20 protein-coding genes are annotated in these 24,040 nt (G+C 35.4%); 9 read left to right on the plus strand and 11 right to left on the minus strand.

Translation table 11 applies throughout. The features are described 5' to 3' along the window. Positions 1-2: 2 nt before the first annotated feature. Both B8955_RS01985 and B8955_RS01990 read right to left on the minus strand, forming a co-directional pair. Positions 3-302 (minus strand): hypothetical protein, encoded by a 300-nt coding sequence (locus B8955_RS01985; RefSeq protein WP_084098018.1) that lies wholly within the window; start codon positions 300-302, stop codon positions 3-5. 22 nt (positions 303-324) lie between these two features. Beyond that, positions 325-618, minus strand: coding sequence for a HesB/YadR/YfhF family protein (locus tag B8955_RS01990; RefSeq protein ID WP_084098020.1), 294 nt, complete (start codon positions 616-618; stop codon positions 325-327). Between the two features lie 193 nt (positions 619-811). Between B8955_RS01990 and B8955_RS01995 the strand changes: the two genes are divergently transcribed. The 5 genes from B8955_RS01995 to B8955_RS02015 all read left to right on the plus strand — a co-directional run bounded on the left by B8955_RS01995 (position 812) and on the right by B8955_RS02015 (position 5,213). Beyond that, positions 812-1,468: an ABC transporter ATP-binding protein gene (locus B8955_RS01995; RefSeq protein WP_084098022.1), complete on the plus strand. Its 657-nt coding sequence runs from the start codon at positions 812-814 to the stop codon at positions 1,466-1,468. Continuing rightward, complete coding sequence (locus tag B8955_RS02000) at positions 1,468-2,247, plus strand: ABC transporter permease (RefSeq protein WP_084098024.1); 780 nt, start codon at positions 1,468-1,470, stop codon at positions 2,245-2,247. The genes B8955_RS01995 and B8955_RS02000 overlap by 1 nt, the downstream gene beginning before the upstream one ends. 110 nt (positions 2,248-2,357) lie before the next feature. Beyond that, a complete protein-coding gene (locus B8955_RS02005) occupies positions 2,358-3,104 on the plus strand; it encodes an acyl-[acyl-carrier-protein] thioesterase (protein WP_084098026.1) in 747 nt (248 codons plus the stop codon). 12 nt (positions 3,105-3,116) lie between these two features. Beyond that, positions 3,117-4,052 carry a type I pantothenate kinase gene (coaA, locus tag B8955_RS02010; RefSeq protein WP_084098028.1) on the plus strand — a complete coding sequence of 312 codons (936 nt, stop codon included), beginning with the start codon at positions 3,117-3,119 and terminating at the stop codon, positions 4,050-4,052. A gap of 9 nt (positions 4,053-4,061) precedes the next feature. Further along, on the plus strand, positions 4,062-5,213 hold the full coding sequence (locus B8955_RS02015; protein ID WP_084098029.1) for an AI-2E family transporter: 1,152 nt from the start codon (positions 4,062-4,064) through the stop codon (positions 5,211-5,213). Between the two features lie 99 nt (positions 5,214-5,312). Here B8955_RS02015 and B8955_RS02020 read toward each other — a convergent pair whose 3' ends face one another. The 6 genes from B8955_RS02020 to B8955_RS02045 form a co-directional block, all read right to left on the minus strand. Beyond that, positions 5,313-7,109: an ABC transporter ATP-binding protein gene (locus B8955_RS02020; protein ID WP_084098031.1), complete on the minus strand. Its 1,797-nt coding sequence runs from the start codon at positions 7,107-7,109 to the stop codon at positions 5,313-5,315. Next, the gene (locus B8955_RS02025; RefSeq protein ID WP_084098033.1) at positions 7,106-8,842 is read right to left on the minus strand and encodes an ABC transporter ATP-binding protein; all 1,737 of its coding nucleotides are present in this window, start codon (positions 8,840-8,842) and stop codon (positions 7,106-7,108) included. The genes B8955_RS02020 and B8955_RS02025 overlap by 4 nt, the downstream gene beginning before the upstream one ends. Before the next feature lie 259 nt (positions 8,843-9,101). Continuing rightward, positions 9,102-10,724: an ABC-F family ATP-binding cassette domain-containing protein gene (locus B8955_RS02030; RefSeq protein WP_084098035.1), complete on the minus strand. Its 1,623-nt coding sequence runs from the start codon at positions 10,722-10,724 to the stop codon at positions 9,102-9,104. A gap of 108 nt (positions 10,725-10,832) precedes the next feature. Continuing rightward, positions 10,833-12,989 (minus strand): RNA degradosome polyphosphate kinase, encoded by a 2,157-nt coding sequence (locus B8955_RS02035; protein ID WP_084098037.1) that lies wholly within the window; start codon positions 12,987-12,989, stop codon positions 10,833-10,835. A gap of 30 nt (positions 12,990-13,019) precedes the next feature. Beyond that, the gene (locus tag B8955_RS02040) at positions 13,020-14,573 is read right to left on the minus strand and encodes a Ppx/GppA family phosphatase (protein ID WP_084098039.1); all 1,554 of its coding nucleotides are present in this window, start codon (positions 14,571-14,573) and stop codon (positions 13,020-13,022) included. 17 nt (positions 14,574-14,590) lie between these two features. Next, entirely contained in the window at positions 14,591-15,469 is an 879-nt protein-coding gene (locus tag B8955_RS02045; protein WP_084098041.1) for a Cof-type HAD-IIB family hydrolase, read from the minus strand. Positions 15,470-15,558: 89 nt separating this feature from the next. Here B8955_RS02045 and B8955_RS02050 point away from each other — a divergent pair, with 89 nt between their 5' ends. Further along, the gene (locus B8955_RS02050; RefSeq protein WP_084098043.1) at positions 15,559-16,245 is read left to right on the plus strand and encodes a uracil-DNA glycosylase; all 687 of its coding nucleotides are present in this window, start codon (positions 15,559-15,561) and stop codon (positions 16,243-16,245) included. 66 nt (positions 16,246-16,311) lie between these two features. Here the strand turns inward: B8955_RS02050 and B8955_RS02055 are convergent, their stop codons facing one another. The 3 genes from B8955_RS02055 to recU all read right to left on the minus strand — a co-directional run bounded on the left by B8955_RS02055 (position 16,312) and on the right by recU (position 20,427). Then, complete coding sequence (locus B8955_RS02055) at positions 16,312-17,235, minus strand: alpha/beta fold hydrolase (protein WP_084098045.1); 924 nt, start codon at positions 17,233-17,235, stop codon at positions 16,312-16,314. 94 nt (positions 17,236-17,329) lie between these two features. Further along, a complete protein-coding gene (locus tag B8955_RS02060; RefSeq protein ID WP_084098047.1) occupies positions 17,330-19,807 on the minus strand; it encodes a transglycosylase domain-containing protein in 2,478 nt (825 codons plus the stop codon). A gap of 26 nt (positions 19,808-19,833) precedes the next feature. Beyond that, the gene (recU, locus tag B8955_RS02065; RefSeq protein ID WP_084098049.1) at positions 19,834-20,427 is read right to left on the minus strand and encodes a Holliday junction resolvase RecU; all 594 of its coding nucleotides are present in this window, start codon (positions 20,425-20,427) and stop codon (positions 19,834-19,836) included. Between the two features lie 220 nt (positions 20,428-20,647). On the opposite strand from recU, the gene tig reads away from it, so the two are divergent. The 3 genes from tig to yihA all read left to right on the plus strand — a co-directional run bounded on the left by tig (position 20,648) and on the right by yihA (position 23,971). Continuing rightward, positions 20,648-21,928: a trigger factor gene (gene tig, locus B8955_RS02070; RefSeq protein WP_084098051.1), complete on the plus strand. Its 1,281-nt coding sequence runs from the start codon at positions 20,648-20,650 to the stop codon at positions 21,926-21,928. 105 nt (positions 21,929-22,033) lie between these two features. Beyond that, a complete protein-coding gene (clpX, locus tag B8955_RS02075) occupies positions 22,034-23,299 on the plus strand; it encodes an ATP-dependent Clp protease ATP-binding subunit ClpX (RefSeq protein ID WP_084098053.1) in 1,266 nt (421 codons plus the stop codon). Between the two features lie 75 nt (positions 23,300-23,374). Beyond that, a complete protein-coding gene (gene yihA, locus B8955_RS02080; protein ID WP_084098055.1) occupies positions 23,375-23,971 on the plus strand; it encodes a ribosome biogenesis GTP-binding protein YihA/YsxC in 597 nt (198 codons plus the stop codon). The last annotated feature ends 69 nt before the right edge of the window (positions 23,972-24,040 follow it).

The following is a 24,040-nucleotide window of genomic DNA, read 5'->3' on the forward strand; positions in this document are numbered from 1 at the left end:
GACTAAATATTATTGTCTTCTGAATCTTGATTTTGGACTAATTGAGTTAAGTTATCAACTTTAATTGATAGGTCATTTACTTGAGCTTTTAAGTCATTAAGTTCGGTTGATTCTACTGTAGATTCAGCGGTGTGACGTTGTCTATCTTTTACAGCTCGTTTTAAATCTTGGCTTAAAACTTTTCCTTCGTCAACAGAAATTTGTCCTTTTTTAACTAGACGGTCTAACGTATCGTTAGCGGTTTCATAAGTTAAAGTCGTGCCTCCAACAGCTGCTAAGAATAAATTTTTTAAAGCATCCATGTCATTCATCCTCTCTTAAGAATTAATCAGTAAATGTGTATATGAAATTTTCTTTATCTGAGTCAAAGTCAACATGAAAATTATGTCCGGCAAAAAACCAGTCATCTTCTGGGGTGGTGAAGTAAGTAATACCATCTTTTTCAGTTTTTGCTAGTGTGTCACCATTAGGTTTCTCAACATGAATAGCGACTGAGAAACCTTCATGAATTTGTGTTTTTCCATAGACTTTACTAGAAAACTTTAAGCCATCACCAGAAGTTAAGCCCATTTCATCTTGAACATATTGATGTGCTGCATCGGTAACTGTTATTTCCATAAGCACCCCTCATTTTTTTAGTTAGTTATATTATAGCGTATTATGGATTGAAAGCAATGTAAAGGGTTAGGCAAAACAAAAACATTTATCTCACTTGCTTATGAATCGGAATGGTTATGATATAAGTCATCATAGCCAAATGATATCATTATTATGTTAAAATAGAATCATTCTAATAAAAGGAGATGAGTGGATGGAGGCACCATTAATTCAATTAAAAAATGTTGCTTTTAAACCTCAGGAAGAATTGATATTAGATGATATTCAATTATCAATTCCTAAAGGAAAAAAAATTCGAGTGACTGGAGCTTCAGGTTCTGGGAAAAGTACATTACTAAAATTAATTGCCTTTCTTATACCAAAAGATTCAGGTACAATACAATACCAAGGACGAGATATTAAGGAAATTTCGCCTATGGATTATCGAAAAAAAGTGTCTTATATTACGCAAACGCCACAACTGTTTGGCAAAACGATTGAAGATAATTTACGTTTTCCTGCTGAAGTACGTAATGAGTCGTTTGATAGCGAACGTGCCAAACAACTATTAAAAGATTTTCATCTAGAGTATTTAGAACTCAATCAACCAGTGAAAAATTTATCTGGAGGAGAAAGACAACGGGTTGGGCTTATACGGCACTTTATGTATGAACCAGAAGTGCTATTGCTTGATGAGATTTCTTCAGCATTAGATGAGGACTTACGGGAAAGTGTTTGGAAATGGTTAGTTAACCATGCTAAAGAGCATCAACAAACTATTATGTGGATCAGTCATATTGAAGATGAACTGATTCAACCAGATGCGGAAATTCACTTAGAACATCATACGGCAGAATGGAGGGAGTTATAATGGATTCAATTTCTGTATCCATCCCATCTTTGGTTTTATCTTTTTCTTTAGTTTTAGTTGCAATGGGAATTAGCTATAAAGAAAAATTAGGTTTAAATAAAGATATCATTATTTCAATGGCACGAATGATTATTCAATTGATTATTGTTGGTTATGTTTTGACATTTATCTTTAATTTAAATCTAAGTTGGGTAACTATCTTAGTGATTTTATTTATGGTCGTTAATGCTGCTTGGAACGCTAGACGACGTGCTGAAGCGATTCCCCATGCTTTTCGAATTTCACTGATTTCTTTATTGATAGGGGTTATCTTCTCATTAGTTATTTTAGTATTGACAGGTGCTATTGACTTTGTGCCTTCACAATTAATCCCAATCAATGGGATGCTAGTTGGTAATGGGATGAATGTTATCGGGCTAAGTTATCGTAATTTAAATCAAGCTTACAATCATTCGTATCAAGTCGTGAACGAACGATTAGCTTTAGGTGCAACACCGAAGTTAGCTTCTAAAACCATTATTCGACAAGCCATTAAAGACTCCTTACAACCAACAATTGATACAGCACGTACAGTAGGATTGGTTCTATTGCCTGGAATGATGACTGGTATGATTATGGCAGGGTTAAATCCAATGAGTGCCATTATGTATCAAATTCTTATTTATTTTATGATGATGTCAACAGGGACGATTACGTCATGTTTAGCTGTGTATCAATCATATAAATATTTCTTTAATGATTCCGCTCAATTAGTTCCTCTTAATAGTAATGATAACTAAGTAATATAATAGCTATTAGGCGCCAATACTCTCTAATATGTTATGATTTATAGGTTAGGGTTTATCAGTTAATGTGATAAAATGATGCCTATAAATAGGGGGAGATTTAGGTGCAATCATTTACAATCGAAACGCCGATTTGGACAGATTTATGTAATCAATTTGGTCAAATAACGTTACCCGGTTTAATCCAGTTAACGTTGCGTACCTCTGAAGCTCATGAGCATCAATATGCAGATATGAGAACATATATGGAAGCTCACAAGCTTGGATGGATAATTACTGCTAATCAAATGACTATTCATCGATTACCAAAATTTTCAGAAAGTGTTCGTGTTGTAACCGAAATAGCGGATGCTAACCAATTTTTTACGTTTAGGAAATTCCAAATTTTAGATAAACATGAGAATTTGCTAGTTGAAGTTATTACCACATTTTCATTATTACATCTTGATACGAGACGAATTGCCAGAACTCCTGATATTTTCTTGTCCTGGTATGAACTTCCAAATCAACGTTCAAAATATCGGCAACTCCGATTACCGAAATCATTATCTTCTGTATCACAAACAAAAACATATTATGTTCAATTTTTAGATATTGATGGGAATGGCCACGTGAATAATGCGGTTTATTTTCGGTGGTTATCTAATGCGTTAGGATTAGAATGGTTTAAAAAATATCGTGAGAAGCGTGTGACAATTTCTTACAATAAGGAGGCTCTTTTAGGGGAGTCCGTGACTGTCAATACAGAGATGGTCACTAAGGGTGGAGAAGTAACAACGTTACATGCTATCACAGATTACCAAGGAGAATTGCATAGTATGATTGAAGTTCAATGGGAAGAGCGAAAATAGTGGGTTAGAATTATGATAGAAAACAAAGATTATTATGTCATCAATCGTGAAGAGTGGAACGACTATTTATCAAATGAATCGCCACATCGACAAGTGACGATTAGTGAAGAACAGCTGGAAAAAATTACTTCTTTAAATGACGAATTAACCTCTCAAGATGCTTATGAAGTCTATAAACCTATTACCGAATTAATTAGCGTTTATTTAGAAAATTATAAACTATTAACAGATAAACGGGATTATTTTTTAGGTATTAAACGGTCAATGCCGCCGTTTATTATTGGTATTGCGGGTAGTGTGGCAGTCGGAAAGAGTACTGCTGCGCGGTTATTACAAATTTTCTTATCGCAATTTTATCCTGAGTTACAAGTCGCATTAGCCACGACGGATGGGTTTATATATCCTAATAAAATCTTGAAAGAAAAAGGGATAATGGATAAAAAAGGGTTCCCCGATAGTTACAATATGCCAGCTTTGATTGATTTTCTCAAAGAAATTAAAAATGGGCATGAACATATTCCATACCCTACCTATTCACATAAAGTTTACGATATTATTCCAGATAAAATGCAATATTTGGATAAGCCAGATATCGTTATTCTTGAGGGGATTAATGTATTACAATTTCCAAGCAATACGAATATCTATCTAAGTGATTTCTTTGATCTGTCGATTTATATTAATGCAGATGAAGATATTATTGAGCAATGGTTTTATGAACGATTTAAATTGCTAGTCAATAATGCGCGAAACACACCAAGTGATTACTACTATAAATTCAATTTAATGTCTGAGGATGAGGCTATGGCTTATGCGACTAAAGTGTGGCATGATATTAATTTGGTCAATCTACATGAATACATTTTACCGACTCGTCCCAACGCGAACATTGTGATTCATAAAGAGGCTCATCATCGCATTAGTGAATTATGGCTAAAAAAATATTAGGAGGGTGCTATGAAAACAACACAACGAACGAAACAAATAATGGGAATTATTATAGCTGCGATTTTACTATTTTGGGCAGTTAATAATTTTGATGCGATACGTAATGGTTGGAATACGATTTTTGCTCTAACATTACCATTTATTCTTGGTGCAGGGCTAGCTTTTGTTTTAAATATTCCTTTGCGAATTTTTGAGAAGTATGTCACAAAATGGACAGGTAAATACCGTAGTTGGTATCGAATGTTAGGAATTTTATTTAGCTTTCTAATTGTGACTCTCGTACTATCCTTTTTAATTTTCTTGGTTCTTCCAGATTTACAAGAAACAATATCATCGTTTATTAGTATTGTTCCACAAGAAATTAATAAATGGATTAATTGGATAAATGATTTTATTACGAAAAATCCTGAAATTATGCGAGTATTAGAGGAAATGCCGTTAGATATTGAAACCATTAAATCGCAAGCGATTAATGCGGCACAAACAGTTGCAGGCGGCGCGTTTGGATCGATTGTGGTGTTAATCACAGGTATTATTAATTCAGTATTTAATATTTTTGTGGCCATTGTATTTGCTGTATTTATTTTATCAGGAAAAGAAACGTTAACCCGTCACTTTAAAAAATCAATTTATGGATTATTTAGCTTAGAATGGGCAAATTATATTATTAATGTTGGTAAGAAAGCTAACGAAGTCTTTTCTAACTTTATTTCTGGTGAAGTAGTAGAAGCTTTTATTTTAGGTTTAATGTTTTACATTAGTATGTGGATTTTCGGTTTTCCATATCGTTTATCTGTTTCAGTATTAACTGGAGTTATGGCATTGATTCCTATCTTTGGTGCTATTATCGGGGGAGCTGTTGGAGCTATTCTTATTGCTGTTGTAAGCTTCAAACAAGGAATCTGGTTTATTGTTCTAACCGTTGTTATCCAACAAATTGAAGGAAATGTCATTTACCCACGTGTTGTCGGTAATTCCGTTGGTTTACCTGGAATTTGGGTAATGTTTGCTGTGACAATTGGTGGTGGCTTATTTGGATTTGCTGGTATGCTATTGTCAGTACCGACATTGTCATTAATCTATCAATTATTCCAAGATACAATTAATTATAATTTAGAATCTCGAGGATTAGAAGTCGAATCGGATTCAGCTAATTTATAAAAGTTAACGATAAAAAAGAGGAGAACGTCTTTAAGATTAGAGACGTCCTCCTCTTTATTTATGTCCATTTTTATTATTTGAATGGAATGGAGTGGAAGATTAATAGCTCATATGTATATCGGCAGGGTCTTGATCATCAAATTGACTATTATATAAGTCAGCGTAGAAACCACCTTTAGCCATTAGTTCCTCATGATTACCATGCTCAGTAATGTTTCCATTTTGCATAACGAGTATCATATCGGCATTCTTAATCGTACTTAACCGATGGGCAATCACAAAGCTTGTTCGACCTTCCATCACTTTATCCATCGCTTCTTGAATCAACTGTTCAAGGCGAGTATCAACTGATGAGGTTGCTTCATCTAATATCAAAATATCAGGATTAGAGAGCACCGCACGAGCGATAGTTATTAATTGTTTTTGACCTAATGAGATATTGTTCGCTTCTTCATTAATTTCCATATCGTAACCACCAGGGAGTGTCTTAATAAAGTGATCGACATTCGCAATTTCAGCGGCATCTTGAACTTCATAGTCATTAGCGTCTAAATCCCCAAAGCGAAGATTTTCTCTAATGGTGTCTGTGTATAACCAAGCATCTTGTAATACCATACCAAAATGTTTACGTAAATCATGCCGAGATGTATTTTTAATATCAACTCCGTCAATTTTAATTGCTCCTTTATCGACATCGTAGAAACGCATTAGAAGGTTAATTAATGTCGTTTTACCAGCACCAGTGGGACCAACAACCGCAATTGTTTCACCTGGATTGACATGGAAAGAAATGTCAGTCATTAGCGGTCTTTCAGGATTGTAGCCGAATTGAACATGATCAAATACCACTTCACCGGCTACTTTTTCAGGTAGGCTATCAGTAATTTCACCTTGATATTCTTCTGGTTCATCTAAGAAAGTGAAAACACGAGTACCAGCAGCAGATGCTGATTGAATCACTCCACTTAATTGCGTCATCATTTGGATGGGTTGATTAATTTGCCAAACATATTGGACAAAAGCTTGTAAATTTCCGACCGTTAGTGACCCCGCAATAACCGCAAAAGATCCAAAAATAGCGACTACTGCGTAAGCAAAATTTGATACGAAGTTTAAAATTGGCATCATTAATGAAGAAATGAAGCTGGCTTTAAAACCATTATCGCGAAGTTCTGCATTTTTAGCTTCGAATTCTTTTACAGTGTCCGCTTGTTTACCATAAACTTTAATTTCCGTGAATCCACTTAACTGTTCTTGTGTGAATCCAAATAAATCTCCTAAGGCATCCGCTTTTTTTTGGAAAGCTTTTTGTGAATGACCTAGAATATATCGACTAAGTACGTAAGACAGTGGCATAGTTGCAATTAAGATTAGAGCTAACTTCCAGTCTAGAACTAACATACTAATAACGGCAAAAGAGATACCTAATACGGCGGTGACCATTTGAATAAACGACTGTTGTAAAGCATTGGTAATAGCATCGACATCATTGGTCATACGCGCCAAAATATCACCTGTTTGATGATTATCAAAATATGATACCGGAATACGACTAGCTTTAGTTGAAATGTCGTTACGTAAGTCAAACATTGCTTTTTGAACGACATTGGTTAAGGTGAACTGAGCAATAAATTGACCACCGAAGAAACCTAAACCACGAATGAAATAAAGAACAAGTACCCAGGCAATATAAGGGTAATTAATTCCAGCATCAGGAACGCCATTAACGATATCAACGACATTATGTGATAGCTCGGTAATTGCTAAACCGATGACAATAGGTTCAATTGCTGAGGTAAAGTTCTGAACAAGTGTGGCAATCATAGCTATTGAGAACTGACCTTTGTAATTTCGTAAGTATTCCCATAAGCGTTTTAGAATTGTCGTAAATTTCATTGTTGCAATTCCTCCTCACTTAATTGTGATGCCGCGATTTCATAGTAGAGTGGTGAATTTTTAAGTAATTCTTCATGCGTGCCTTTAGCGGCCACATGTCCTTCATCTAAAACGATAATTTGGTCGGCATGCATAATGGTCCCCACACGTTGAGCGACAATGACAGTAGTGGCATCTTTCGTTTCGTCTTTTAATGCTTTACGTAATGCCGCGTCTGTTTTATAGTCTAGAGCGGAAAAACTATCATCAAAAATATAAATTTCGCGACCACCGATAATGGATCGAGCAATTGATAGGCGTTGTTTTTGACCACCTGATAGGTTATTTCCACCTTCAGCTAAGTGAGTTTGGTAATGATTTTCAAGTCGATGAATAAATTCTTGAGCTTGAGATATCATTGTGGCATGCTCCAAATCTTCTTTACTAGCATCAAATTTACCAAAACGTAAATTTTCGTCAATATCACCAGTAAATAACAGTGCCTTTTGTGGCGTATAGCCAATTTTTTGTCGCAATTTGTCAAGACCATAATCACGCACATCAATACCATCAACTAAGATTTGTCCCTTTGATACATCATAAAAACGGGGAATTAATTTAACAATAGTTGATTTTCCTGATCCGGTAGACCCAATAAAGGCAATGGTATCACCAGGTTTCGTTTTAAAATTGATATGTTGAAGGACCGGTTTATCCGCATCCGGATAAGCAAAGTCGACATCACGAAACTCTAATGTTCCGTATTCTTCGGAATCATTTTGTTGTTCCGTTTCTGGTTTTTCTTGAACAGAAATTGGTGTCTCAAGAACTTCTTCTAACCGTTCAGCTGACACTTGAGCACGTGGATAAATCATAAAAATATTGGCGAATAGCATGAGGCTAAATAACGCGTGAAATACATACTCAATAAAAGCGACGATTGTACCCACTTGCATCGTTTGATTTTCGATATATCCAGAACCAAACCAAATAATCGCAATAATAGCTAAGTTGACAATTATTGAGAATAATGCAGGCGTTACTGCCATCCAACGAAAGAGGGTAGTTGATTCTTGACGATAAGCATTATTTGCTTTAGCAAATCGATTTTCTTGAAAATCTTCTCGATTAAAGGCACGAATAACACGTAATCCAGTGATTGATTCCCGAAGCACTCGGTTAATACGATCTAGAAAGTTCTGCTGACGTTCTGAAATTGGCAAGGTAATTCGAGCGATTAACAAAACGGTGATGAAAATAATGGGTGCTAAAGGAAGAATCGTCAAACCTAAGCGAATGGATGTCCTGATAATCATGATGACACTTACAATAATCATCATCGGAGCGGTAAATCCCTGACGTATAATCATATCAGTAAATTGTAATAAAATAAAAGCATCACTAGAAATTCGAGTCGTTAATGAAGGAACTCCTAACTCTTGAAATTCATGATGCGATAGTTGATGCATTTTTCGGTAAGCATCGTTTCGCATTTCCATCGTCATTGAATTAACGATTTTACTGGACGTATAAATCGTCAGTAAACGTCCAACTAAGCCAATTAGAGCTAACCCAACCATAAAGAAAAAATAACGCCAAATAATATCGGCATTATCTACTAAAATTCCTTCATCAATCATTCTAGCAAGCATGGTAGGTAGACCTAAAGTAACTAAAACAAAACCTAAATTTCCTAATATAGCTAAAATTAATAAGCCTTTATAGGATTTAACATATTTCCAAATATAGGCCATATCATCCTTCCTTTCTGTACAATATTGCTTAAGCTATTATAGACCGCGGTTACTTAGGTTGTAAAGGAAAGCAATTGTATTTATGAAAAAATAGTGAACATAAATTTAATATAAAAATAAAAAACACCTGTTGGGGGCAGGTGCTTTTTTCATTTCTGTGGGGCCAGAAAGGTAACCGCAATTGTTACCATAAATAGAGTATAACGCGACTCTATTGATTTAAAGTAAATGTTTTGTAAATCTTTGTAAATAAAAGGCATTAATATAATTGATTCACGCGTTTTTGCGTATCCTTATCATTTAAGTAATCGCTGTAAGTGGTATTAATACGATCGACAACTCCGGATGGACTGACATGGATAATACGGTTCGCGATGGTTTCAACAAATTCACGGTCATGAGATGTAAAGAGTACTACTTCTTTAAATTTAATCAGACCGTCGTTTAAACTGGAAATAGACTCTAAATCTAAATGATTTGTTGGCTCATCTAGAATCAATACATTAGCCTTAGAGAGCATCATTTTAGATAACATACACCGAACCTTTTCGCCTCCTGATAGCACGGAAACTTCTTTATTAACATCTTCTCCTGAGAAAAGCATCCGACCAAGGAAACTTCTCAAGAACGTATTATCTTGTTCTTCTGGCGACGCATATTGACGTAACCATTCTAAAATCGTTTGGTTGTTGGCTGTAAATTCCTCAGAGTTATCTCTGGCTAAATAACTTTGTGAAGTGGTGACTCCCCATTTGTAAGTTCCACTATCTGGTTCCATTTCACCCATAATAATTTTAAATAAGGTTGTTGTCGCTATATCATTACGACTTTCAAAGGCTACTTTCTCATCTGGTCTGATGTTAAACGTAATGTTATCAAGTACCTTAACACCGTCAATCGTTTTGGAAAGATTTTCGACACTAAGAACGTCATTACCAATTTCTCTTTCAGGTTCAAACCCAACATAAGGATACTTACGACTTGATGGTTCGATATCATCTAATTCAATTTTTTCTAACATTTTTTTACGAGAGGTTGCTTGTTTCGATTTCGAAGCATTTGCTGAAAATCGAGCAATAAATTCTTGCAATTCTTTAATTTTTTCTTCTTTTTTAGCGTTAGCATCCGCCTGTAATTTAGCAGCTAATTCAGATGATTGTTTCCAGAAATCGTAATTTCCGACATATAATTTAATTTTGCCAAAATCAACATCACAAATATGAGTACACACTTTATTTAAAAAGTAGCGGTCATGAGAGACAACAATGACAGTATTTGGGAAGTTAATAATATATTCGCTTAGCCATTCAATGGCATTCGAATCTAAACCATTAGTCGGTTCGTCGAGAAGTAAAATATCTGGATTGCCAAATAGTGCTTGAGCAAGTAAAACCTTTACTTTATCTTTTTCTCGTAATTCGCTCATTTGCATCGTATGCATCGATTCATCGATATTTAAACCTTTTAATAATTGCGCCGCTTCAGCATCAGCTTCCCAACCGTTTAATTCAGCAAATTCTGCTTCTAATTCACCTGCACGAACACCGTCCTCTTCGGTAAATTCAGGTTTTGCATAAATAGCATCCTTTTCCAGTTTAATATCATATAACCGTTTATTTCCCATAATGACCGTATCTAATACAGTGAATTCTTCAAAACCAAAATGGTCCTGACTTAATACGGAAATACGTTCATCAGGATCTTTACTGACTGTACCAGTTGAAGGTTGAATTTTACCTGACAAGATATTTAAAAAGGTTGATTTTCCAGCACCATTTGCACCGATAATTCCATAGCAATTTCCTGGAGAAAATGCGAGATTGACATTGTCATATAACTTTCGGTCAGAAAAATGAAGACTGACATCATTAACTGTTAACATTTATTTCCTCTTTCTGCCTTAAGGCTGTGTTGTAAACTGACCCCCATTATGACATGAATAGTGCCTTAGAGGCAAATAGATTTTGTCGTCTAAGGCACACTCATAAGGTTATTTATTTTTTTTAGTAGCGAGATGACTTTGGATGCGATTTAGCCATTTTTTATGAGATGTTTGTAGTGATCTCGGATCTTGGCGTTCAATTTCAGCTTTAGTGGCAAATACCATTTGAGCATCAACAGGGGTGTCATCGTTACGTACATAGGCATAATGACTATTCGGTAACTTATAACGCGCTTTAATATTATCATCAAGGTAAACATTTAAAATCGCTTTAAGCTCTTTACGAATATCAGCATCTAAAATTGGAAATTCAATTTCAACACGTTTAATCATATTACGCGTCATCATATCTGCTGATGATAAGAATAATTTTTCGTCACCATTATTATTAAACCAGTAGATACGACTGTGTTCTAAAAAGCGACCAATGATACTAATGACACGAATATTTTCGCTTAATCCAGGAATTCCTGGATTAAGGCAACAAATTCCACGAATAATTAAATCCACTTTGACGCCAGCCTGGCTTGCTTCATAAAGTTTTTTAATAATACGTTTAGAAGTTAGTGAATTCATTTTGGCAATAATATGACCATTACCATATTTTTTATGTTGCTTGATTTCTTGGTCGATATCTTCCATATAGGTATCCCTAATATCAAAAGGAGATACATGTAAATAATGATATTCAGGTTGTTTAGAGTACCCACTTAAGTAGTTAAAAAAGTCAGTCGCATCTTGAGCGATTTTATCATTGGTTGTAATAATTCCCATATCGGTATAAATTCGAGCGGTTTTGTCATTATAATTGCCAGTTCCTAAATGGACATAACGTTTTAGTTTTCCATGTTTTAGTTTCATTACCATGGCAATTTTACTATGAGTTTTAAGATGTGTTTTACCGTAAATGACATGGCATCCGGCTTCTTCTAGCACTTTTGCCCATTGGACATTATTTTCTTCGTCAAAGCGGGCTTTCAGTTCGACTAATACGGTGACTTGTTTACCATGCTCAGCTGCTGTTTTTAAAGCTTGGACGATTGGCGAATTATTTGATACTCGATATAACGTTTGTTTGATTGCGATTGTGTCAGGGTCACTAGCAGCATCCTGGATAAACTTAACAATTGGTTGGAAAGAATCGTATGGATGATGGAAGAACAAATCTTTTTTATCGGCTGCTTTGAAAACATTTGTGCCTTGTAACTCTTTAGGATAAACAGGGGTAAATTTATTAAACGTTAAATTTGGATAATAAGCTTCTAAGTCATCAATGGCTTCATTTAGTCCTGTTAAATCAAGGGGACCATTAATTAAGTAGACATCGCGTTCTTTTAATTCGAGTTGACGAGTTAAGTAATCAATATCATCTGCCAATACTTCGGGGTGTTTAGTACGAGTATCGACTTCTAAGCGAACAGAACGGCCATTACGACGCTTAATTAAATAATCTTCAATAACAGCTAATAAGTCTTCAGCACCATCTTCATGAATATCCAAATCAGCATTACGGGTTACTCTGAAGAAAAATGAACTCGTGATTTCGTATCCTTTAAACATATCATGAATAAAGGCTTGAATAATTTCTTCAACTGGTACTAAGAAATGATGGTTATTTTCTTGATAGTGATAATAACGACTAACAAGTGGTGGAATAGGGACAATAGCTGTCTGTTCTTCTCCATTACGATATAAATGAACAAAAAGATGTGTGACTTTATTATTTAAGTTAGGGAATGGACGATAAGCATCAATTCCTAAAGGCGTTAAAGTTGGAAAGACCGCTTGATAGTAAAAGTCTTTTATTTTTGACCATTCTTTTTGTGACGCTTCATGAATTGAAATAAAATGAATATTATGTTCTTCACATTCTTTAATTAATTGATAATAGAGTTGGTATTGATAAGTGACATTGGCTTTATTGACACGAGACACTTCTGCTAATTGTTCATCTGGTGACCATTGTTTTTTACTATCAACGTAATTAGCACCCATATAGTGTTGATCTTGTAATCCAGCAACACGAACCATCATGAACTCATCTAGATTGGAACTACCGATAGCCAAGAATCCTAAACGTTCGAGTAAGGGATTGCGAGTATCTTCAGCTTCTTGTAACACACGATAGTTAAATCCTAACCATGAGACTTCACGGTTATCATAATAATCAGGGTTATCATAATCAAATTTTAAGTTGTTAGTCATAGAACCCATCCTTTCTTGATAGCTTTGGGGTTAGTTTATCAATTTATAAGACGACTCGTTAATAAATTCAATCGTAATGTCTGCATCGATGATTCGTTCTAAATGTTTTTTCTGACTTTCAGACCGATGAAGCTCAGAAATTAATGTTCCGGTATAAAAAATACGCAGGATAATTTGATTTTGTTTCTTCACTAAATCAATATCTTTAATGAGATTAGTATTCGCTTCATTTAAACATTCAGAGAACTTTATCAAGCCTCCTGTATTTTGTAAGTATGTGATTTCATCATCGCTAAACCAGTCCCCAAAGTTATGCAAGTATTCTTTAAATAAGGTTTTATTTTTATAACTTGCTAACACTGCTAGCATAATACGCTCTTTATGGTTAAAACCATTCAGGTTCGAATTGGAAATGAGATAAAACGTATGTTGTGATGCATTTCCTGGTTCAATCATTTCTCCTAAGTAATAAAGATAGGCCCCAAAATTGAGTAATTTTAACTCATACTCATTATAATCTAAATTACCATTTTCGTGTAACGCATGATAAATTTTATTCGCATTCACCATCCGTTGAGCGCCATTGGTCATTCGAACATCGTATAGTCCTGTAAGACGTTCAATCGTTTGTTCCGGCACGTAATTGATATTGAAAGCATCGGGATATTCCTCTTCCATGTATTCATATAAAATACCTTCACGCAATCCACGTTGACTAAAAATAAATTGAGAGGCGTGGACAAATTGAATCAGTTCATCAAATACAATAGTTGCTGGAATAATAATATCTGCACGTTCTGAACTTAAACCATCTAACTTCCGTAATTCTTTGCTAGATAAATCAGTAAATAAATCCAACGTATCTGTAATATCTTGAGGCGACATGATGTAATTATGAAGTCCTGCCATTGTATAATTATTTTCTGTTTGATGGACGCGAACAACATTCCGGGCAGACCCACCAACGGCAACAATTGGTAATTTTGTCTTCTTCATAAAATCTTTTTTCTTAAAGGCAGACTTGACAAATTCTCTTGTTTTTTCAATGGCTTTTTCATCATTATGATCGGTATTTTTAAAAAATTGATTTTTTAATGATACAGCTCCAAAAGGGAATGAATGTGAATCGATAATTTTTTTGTCCTTGAAGAGAGTAATTTCTGTCGATCCACCGCCAATGTCAATAGAAACGCCATCAGTTGTTGTCATAGAGTGGATAATGGCATTAAATCCATAGAAAGCTTCCATTTCCTCTGGAACAACCTCAATTTGAATATTCGTGCGTTCTTTCACCTGATCGATAATATCCTGACAATTTTTGGATTGTCGAATGGCTGCGGTAGCTTTTGGTAAGAGACGAGATGTTTGATAAATTTCTGTTTCCTGTTTAAAGGCTTTCAAGACATGGCACAAAACATCAATACCTTCTTGGCTCATCACTTTATCATCATCAATATATTGGTATATTCTGGAAGGCATTTTGATATTTTGAACTTCTTTGATTGATAGATTATCTTCAATTTGAAAAATAACCAATCGTAGAGAGTTCGATCCAATGTCAATTAAGCCGATACGTTCTTTCATGTCAAACCCTTTCTAATTTAAATTGTCTGTGTTCTTTTTAAAGCATCAGCGATTGCTTTGGCAACGCCGGCGTTATAGTTAGTATCTGTTTCATATTTTGCAACGTCTTTAACTCCTGGTTCAGCATTGCCCATAGCATATGAGTAACCAGCCATTTCTAGCATAGTGACATCATTAAAATTATCACCAACTGTTAAAATATTTTCTAGATTATAACCATGGTCGTCACAATATTTTTTAATCGCATCGCCTTTCGTTGCGCCTTGGCGTGAGATTTCTAAATTATTTTCAAAGGAACTCGTTGTATAGATGTTTTTGAATTCATTTTTTAATTCTTCAGCAAGAGGGTTTAAAACTTTTTGTCCGTCGACGTGAAGGACCGTTATTTTTAAGATATTTTGGTGATCTTTATCAATTAAATCGAGTAAATCATCACGATATTCAATCGCATTTACCTCATGGGATTGTGTCGCACGTTGTTGACATTCTTCTCTAGATAGATCAGGATTTTGACGATGAATGAGTTCCGTCATTCCTAATATACGTTCCTTTTTAGAGCTAGAATAAACATTTTTAGAAGTCATTGCTTCTAAATAATAGCCTTCAGCAGTCCCTTTTTTAATAATATTTTTAGCTGTCTCATCGGGTAAAGCGACTTCATATTCGACTTCACCGTTACGACCAAATAAAATAGCACCGTTTAATCCAATGATTGGGCAACGAATTCCAGCTTCATCTAATAGAGCTTTAGCTTCAGTGAAATTACGACCAGTACTGACGATAAAGGGAATTCCCATATTATAGGTTTTCATCAACATTTTGGCATTTTGAGGATGGACATGAACGTTACGGTCCAGTAATGTCCCATCCATATCTGAGACAATTAATTCAAGCATAGTAGTACTCCTTTATCTTTAGTTACTTAAAGTTTATCATAAGAAGGAGTAGGCAACTAGAATAATGCCAATTAAGTAGGAGGATTTAAATGGAAAGTTTATCACAATATTTATCACCATCTTGGCAACAATTGCTTGCCGATTTTTTGGAAGGAGATACTTTTAAAAAATTAGACGCCATCGTTTTGACAGCTTATGACATGAAGACAGTATATCCACCAAAGCAACAGGTTTTTGCAGCTTTAAATTATATGAAACCAGAAGATGTGAAAGTGGTTATTTTAGGTCAAGATCCTTATCATGGAGAAGGGCAGGCGAATGGCTTAAGCTTTTCAGTCCAACCTGGAGTGAAATTGCCTCCTTCTCTACAAAATATTTTTAAAGAACGTGCTCATGATATTCATATCAACCCAAGTTCAAATGGCGATTTATCCAGTTGGGCGGAGCAGGGAGTATTGTTATTAAATACTGTGCTAACCGTTACGGCACATGAAGCCAATTCTCATCGTAATTGGGGATGGGAGCAATTTACAGATGAAATATTAAAAAAAATTAGCAAAAATAATGAACATATCGTTTTTATTTTATGGGGAAAAGCCGCTCAAAATAAACAAAAAATAATTGATACGAATCGTCATACCATTATCTGCGCGCCACACCCAAGTCCGTTATCAGCGTATCGAGGATTCTTCGATTCTGCACCTTTCTCTAAAGCAAATGAAGCACTTATTGCCCATCATCAAGAACCCATTGATTGGGATAATAATCATAAATAAAATAACCCTCAAAAGCTATCTTACTTAAAAAGCTTTTGGGGGTTATCATTTATACTATTATAATCATTAAAGTTGGTTATCAAACCATTCACTTACATAACGAAAAACGGGTTCGACTCCACCATAGAGTAGAATTTCATGGCCTCTATTTTCAAACATGTAAAAGGTTACAGATGCGAATTGATGTTTTTGGAACTCTTTTGCTAGACGATACGTTTCTTTCCCTTTGTTGACTAGTGGATCATTTCGACCAGTAATAACAGCAATAGGCATCTGACGATTGATATTTTTTAGCCAGCCAGGACGGGTAGCTTTGGTAACCATTTTAATCAGTTCTGCAAAACCATTATTCGTAAAGACGAACCCTGTAAGCGGCCACTCAGATAAATCTGGCGCTGTATCTTCATGCCAGAGTTTTTGTAGTTTATTACTATCATCAGCAGCTTCGTTAATACCTGTTTGGAAAATTAAGCGGTGAATATCATAGTTATAGGCTTTTGGATTAAAATGATTAAGTAATGGTGCTAATTTTGAACCGAGAGCAATTAAACGAGAAAAACTATTTGTGCCACTCATCATAACACCATCGATTTCATAACTATAACGATCAAGATAGATTCTTGTTAAGTAGCTTCCCATACTATGAGATAAAATAAAATAGGGTAGGGTTGGAAATTGGTAATGGATAGCTTCATAAACATTATGCATATCTGAAATCATTAATTTATCTGCTTCATGACTGCCAAAATAACCTAACCGTTTGTTTTCTTTGGCTAAAGGGCCATGACCCAAATGATCATGAGCGACAACATGATAGCCTTGGCTAGTTAAATATTCAGCTAGCTTATGGTATCTTTGCGCATGTTCTGACATGCCGTGAACAATATGAATAATTGCTTTTGGTCGATGCGTGGTTTTCCATAAATAAGTCGGAACATAAGGACGTTCTGGAACGATTGATGGGATAGATTTGAGTGTTTGGTACGACATAATTAAACCTCCGCTAAGCGTTTAATTCCATTATATAATAAAGCGAGGAGTATTCATAATACGATACTCCTCGCTTTTTATGACTAACGGTGGGTTAGTTAACCGGTTGATTTGTATTAGCGTTACTTCGTCGATTAGGCTGAGGCTGTTCTGTAGCCGGTACTTCTGGACTTGGCGTTGGTGTCTCTGGTTGTTCTGGTCGTTCTGGAGTTTCCGATTGCGGTGCTTCTGGTCGTTCTGGAGTTTCCGATTGCGGTGCTTCTGGTTGCTCAGGTTCAGTAGCTGGCTCGGAAGATTCCTCCACTTCAGATGAAGCATCAGATTGACTATCTGACTCAGTCATAGATTCGGACTGAGAAGAAGATGTCTGTTGTTGAGATGATTGACTAGAATGAGACATTTCATTATCAGATGATTCTGAAGTTGATTCCGCTGGAACAGAAGATGTTGTTTCGACTGTTTGTTGACGGTTATTGACATAATCATCATATAATTTATCATTTGCTAAACCAGTAATTCGCCGTGAAGACGGAGTACTTGATGTGGCAAATTTAGTTGGAACGGCACCAAACTCTAATGGGACTTCATGAACAGAATCTGGGCGTTGCCAATCTTCGTTACTACTATTATTGGCTAAGTATCCCATAATACTTTGATAGAGTTGTCCAGCAATTTGCCGGTCACTACCGATTAAATAATTTTTTTCACTTGTATCAGTTGGATTATCATATCCTGTCCAAATGGATAGCGCATAATCAGTAGAGTAACCACTCATCCAACTATCTGGTACAGCATCTTCTGGTAACCCCATTTCAGCTAATTGGTCATCGTCGAAGTTAGTGGTTCCTGATTTACCCGCTTCATTTAGACCACTAGTATGGTAAGGCCCTAATAAACCATGGGTACCATCAGTGAAACTTCCTTTAAGCATATCAGTTACCATATAAGCCGTTGAATCGGTCATAGCTTGTTCAGATTTACCTTTTACGGAAATCTCTTCACCTTCAGTTGTCACAAAATGGTCAACAGCTTTTGGTTCGTTATATTGACCATAATTACCTAGTGTAGCATAAGCAGCACTTAATACTAATGGTGTGGCTTCGCCACCTAAAGCATTAGATTCATAGATACCGTCACCATTATTTAAATTAATACCAACATTTTTTAGGAATTCATCAACTTTTTCCATACCTACTTCATCATCAATTTGTTGGATAATTTTTAGGGCAGGGATATTTCGAGAAGCCACTAACGCTTGGCGTAGGGTCATCATTCCTTTGTATTGACGGTCCCAGTTGTAAATTTCCATACCTGAGGAATATTTATGTTTTTCATCAACAACTGAAGAATCAGTACTATAGTTTAAAAATTCAATTGCAGGTCCGTAAACAGAGAATGGTTTAATGCTTGAACCAATGGAACGTTCTAAGTCGCTTGCACGGTTAAGACTAAGCATGTCATTGTATTGACGGCCACCAACTAAGGCAACGATATGACCGGTATCAGTATCTAATACTGAGGCAGCGGCTTGTAATTTATCATCTGGGAATAATAGTCCGTCATTATCATTAATTGTTTCATAAACATTTTTTTGGGCATCCGTATCTAGATGGGTATAAACTTCAAGACCATCAGTATATAGATCATAACCTTCAGCGTCAACGTCATCTGCAACTTGTTGAATATAAGAGTCAAGCATGAGGTTGTTTTCATCTTCGGTTTGTTGGAAATCCTCTAAGGATTCTAAACCTTCATCGATTGGTTTTTCGACAGCTCCATCATATTCATCTTGAGAAATTTTATCGTTAGTTAACATGGCGTGTAAGACGTCGTTACGTCTTTTTTCAGCTTGTTCAGGATTATGGTACGGGTCATATGAAATTGGAGCTTGAGGCATACCAGCTAAAGTAGCAATTTCATTTAGCGCTAATTCATTAAGAGGTTTACCATAGTAGATTTCGGCGGCTGTCCCCATACCATAAATACCATTTGCCATATAAACTTTATTAATATAGTATTCAAAAATTTCTTGTTTATCCAAATGGTCCTCAAGTTGAGTCGCTAACCAAATTTCTTGAACTTTTCGTTTGTAAGTCTGATCAGATTCTTTTGTTGAAAAAACGGATAGTTTAACGAGTTGTTGCGTTAAAGTCGATCCACCTTGGGAGATACCTCCAGCTTTAAAGTTAGCAATAGCAGAGCTAATGATTCGTTTGAGGTCAAATCCACCGTGAGATAAGAAACGACGGTCTTCAATTGAAGTTACTGCATCAAATGTCTCTTCAGAAATACTATCTTCGTCGACAATAATTCGTTCATTAGCGGAGGTTTCATACACCTTATTGCCATCTTTATCATAAATTGTAGAGGCAATAGTTCCGGTTAAATCTTTATCGGTTAATTCGGGAGCGGTGGAAATCCAGTAAGCACCAATACCTCCTAAAACTAAACCAACGAGTAGAATCATCCCACCAATGGCTAGTAGGACTTTTTGCCAAGTTGGTAATCCTTTAGATGACCGTTTTTTACTTTTTTGTTTACTGCTACGTCGGCTATGACGTTGTTGACTCAATTTCCTCACTTCTTTCTATTTTTTATTTACCTATTCAGCATTTGATCGACTGCTTTTAAATAATCGAGCCGTGGTCGAAAACCACTTTGAACGGGGTAGCTAACCTGTTGAATATGTTCTAGAGAAAGTTGACTTTTTCCTCCGTTTTGATAATTATCCCAAGCTATTTTCAACTCAGAAAAAGGATACAAATAACAACTATCAAGGGATTTGAAATATATCAAAAGAAAGCAGATTCCTCCTTGCTTATCACAGGCAGCCATATGTTTGACTTGGTGGTCATGAATATTGCGTAGCGGAAAATGTTTGACTAAATTGGTCTGCTTCGCTTCAAAATCAATATAATAACCTTTATATATACCATTATAGTCAGTTGTCGAAGCTTGTCTATAGTAAGCCTCTTTGATCACTGCTCGACTTCGCTTAGGGTAGTCAACTTTAACCACTTGAATAGGGGTCGGTTTTTTATGAATAACCGCTAAATCTTTTGAATTGTACCAATTGTTAGCCGCGTTTATCATATCCTCTAAACGCATTCCTCGTTTTGCAAAGTTATCTTGTACTCGTTTTTTAGGACGTTTCGAGGTTGGCTGGTAAGAATGACCATTTGGATAACGCATATGAAACTCCTTTCAAATCACCTTATTATAGCAAATTGGGGGAGATAAGAGAAATGACGAGAACGATTTTAAGCAAAATGTAATAAATTATTGGATTAACAGTAGAGTGGAGCAACAAAGGTAGACATTGATGGATATTTAGTGTAATATGTGATGATGTGAGGATTACGACTTGAGGTAATCCTATTTCAATTAATTAATGTATGTTAGGGGAATTTAAATGACTGTAAATTTTGAAAAAACAGCGACAAATGAAGGTGTTTTACATTTTACCATTGAACATGACAAAGCTTTAAAAGCTATGAAACAAGCTTACAAACGAATCCAAAAAGACGTGGCTTTACCAGGTTTCCGTAAAGGTAAAGTAACATATAAAATGTTTACACAAATGTATGGAGAAGCTAGTCTTTATGAAGATGCTTTAAACTTATTATTACCTGTTGAATATCCAAAAGCTGTTGAAGAAGCAGACGTTGATGTTGTTGCACAACCACAAATTGATATTGAAGATATTCAAAAAGGAAAAGACTGGAAAATTGCTGCAAAAGTAGCTACTAAACCTGCTGTTAAATTAGGTGAATACAAAGATTTAGAAGTTTCTAAACAAGACCGTGAAGTTACCGATGAAGAAGTTGACCAACGTTTAGCTGCAGCTCAAAGTCGTTTAAGCGAATTAGTGCTTAAAGAAGAACCAGCTGAAAAAGGTGACACTGTTGTCATTGATTACGAAGGCTTCAAAGATGGTGAAGCTTTTGAAGGCGGACAAGCTGATAACTACTCATTAGAACTTGGATCTGATTCATTTATTCCAGGCTTTGAAGATCAATTAATCGGAGCTAAAGAAGGCGATGAAGTTGAAGTTAAACTATCATTCCCTGAAGATTACCCAGCAGAAGACTTAGCTGGACAACCAGTTGTCTTCCAAGTTAAAGTTCATGAAGTAAAAGAAAAAGAAGTTCCTGAATTAGATGATGAATTTGCTAAAGATGTTGACGATGAAGTGGAAACTTTAGACGAACTTAAAGCAAAATATCGCAAAGAACTTGAAGAAAATAAAGAAGCACAAGCAACTGAAGCAGTAGAAGAAGAAGCTTTACGTAAAGCTGTTGAAAATGCTGAAATTGAAGATCTTCCAGAAGCAATGGTTCACGAAGAAGTTCACCGTCAAATGGAACATTACTTAAATGAAATGCAACGTCAAGGAATTTCTCCTGAATTATTCTATCAAATTACAGGAACATCTGAAGAAGACTTACATAAACGTTTTGAAGAAGACGCAGATGTTCGTGTGAAAACAAACTTAATTTTAGAACAAATTGTAGCTGATGAAAATCTTGAAGCTAACGACGAAGATGTTGAAAATGAAATCAAATCATTAGCTGATACTTATAATATGGAAGAAGATAAAGTTCGCGAAGTCGTAACCAAAGATATGTTACAAAATGACATTGCATTGAAAAAAGCAATGGACATGATTACGAAATCAGCTAAAGAAGTTTAATCTTAGTTTATTATGAAATGTGAGGAGAACTTGGAGTTGTTAAAATTGACTTCAAGTTCTCTTTTTGTAAAAATAGGAAAACGGAAATGAAAGGAGAATTGCCGAATGTATAATGATGATTCAACAACTATTCACTGTTCCTTTTGTGGCAAGTCTCAAGAACAAGTCGATAAATTAATTGCAGGGCCAGAAGTGTATATTTGCAATGAATGTGTCGCGTTATGTCAAGAAATAATTGATGAAGAATTACATAATGAAAGTCAAGAATATCAACCAATGATGGAGCCACCTAAGCCGACTGAAATTTATCGTATATTAAATGATTATGTCATCGGTCAGGAAATGGCAAAACGATCCTTATCAGTTGCCGTTTATAACCATTATAAACGTGTTAACGCAAACCTCAGTCATGAGGTGGCAGACGATGAGAATGTCGATTTACAAAAAAGTAATATTTTATTAGTTGGTCCAACTGGCTCAGGTAAAACTTACCTTGCTCAAACCTTAGCCAAAATTATTGATGTGCCGTTTGCAATTGCCGATGCAACCACTTTGACAGAAGCAGGGTATGTTGGCGAAGATGTTGAAAATATTCTAGTGAAACTTTTACAAGCTGCTGACTATGATGTTGAAAGAGCCCAACGAGGCATTATCTATGTCGATGAAATTGATAAAATTGCACGGAAATCTGAAAATGTTTCAATTACTCGTGATGTGAGTGGTGAAGGAGTTCAACAAGCACTACTTAAAATTTTAGAAGGAACTGAAGCAAGTGTTCCTCCCCAAGGTGGACGGAAACATCCTAATCAAGAACTCATCCAAATTGATACGACCAATATTTTATTTATTGTTGGCGGTGCTTTTGATGGTATTGAAAGTATTATTAAAGAGCGCCTTGGAGAACGTGTGATTGGTTTTGGTCAAGCTAATGAAAACAAAAAATTTGATGACCAAGACTCTATTTTGAGCCATGCTATTCCAGAAGATTTACAAAATTTTGGCTTAATTCCTGAATTTATTGGTCGGTTACCTGTAATGGCTAATTTAAGTAAATTAACGAAAGAAGATTTAGTTCAAATTTTAACAGGTCCTAAAAATGCGCTGGTTAAACAATATCAACAATTGCTAGCGATGGATGATGTGACCTTAGAATTTTCAAGTGATGCTCTAGATGCTATTGCTCAAAAAGCATTAGATCGTAAAACAGGAGCACGGGGATTACGATCAATTATTGAAGAATCTATGTTAGATGTGATGTTTGAGATTCCGGAACGTGATGATGTTTCTAAAGTTATTATTACTGAAGAAACCGTTAACGAGAACGCAAAACCAGAGTTATTGGATGCTGACGATAATCATTTAGAAGGTTAGAACGCAATGAGTGTATAAGGCTGGGATATATCCCAGCCTTTCTACATTTGATTAATTGAAAAATGAGGAGGACTTATGCATATACAAAATGTTGAGTTTTTAGTTAGTGCGGTATCACCTGCACAATACCCAGAACCTCTTATCCCTGAGATTGCTTTAGCTGGGCGATCTAATGTGGGGAAAAGTTCATTTATCAACGCGATGATTAATCGAAAAAAATTAGCCCGTACATCAAGTAAACCAGGTAAGACACAACAATTAAATTATTACCAAGTTGAAGATTGGTTTTACTTTGTAGACGTTCCTGGCTATGGATATGCGAAAGTAAGCAAAAAAGAAAAAGGCAAATGGGCAAATATGCTGCAAACTTACTTTAGCGAACGGGAAAACTTAGAATTGGCTTTATTAATTGTTGACTTTAGACATAAACCAACCAAAGATGATATTGCGATGAAAGATTTTTTTGTTCATTATAATATCCCTTATTTTGTCATTGCGACAAAAACCGACAAAGTGAAAAAAAGTCAATGGTCAAAACATATGAGTGAAATATATCGGACACTAAATTTAGAAACGGTTGACCAAATATTACCTTTTTCGGCAGAAACAAAAGAAGGTCGTGAAGAGGCATGGGAAATTATAACGGACGTTTTACAAGGTGCATTTGACTAATAGGATTCAGCTTGCAAAATACCGTGATTTTTAATATAGTTAACAATGAGTTTTGCTGAAAAGTAGGTG

This window comes from Aerococcus suis (genome assembly GCF_900176325.1).
GTDB lineage: Bacteria > Bacillota > Bacilli > Lactobacillales > Aerococcaceae > Aerococcus > Aerococcus suis.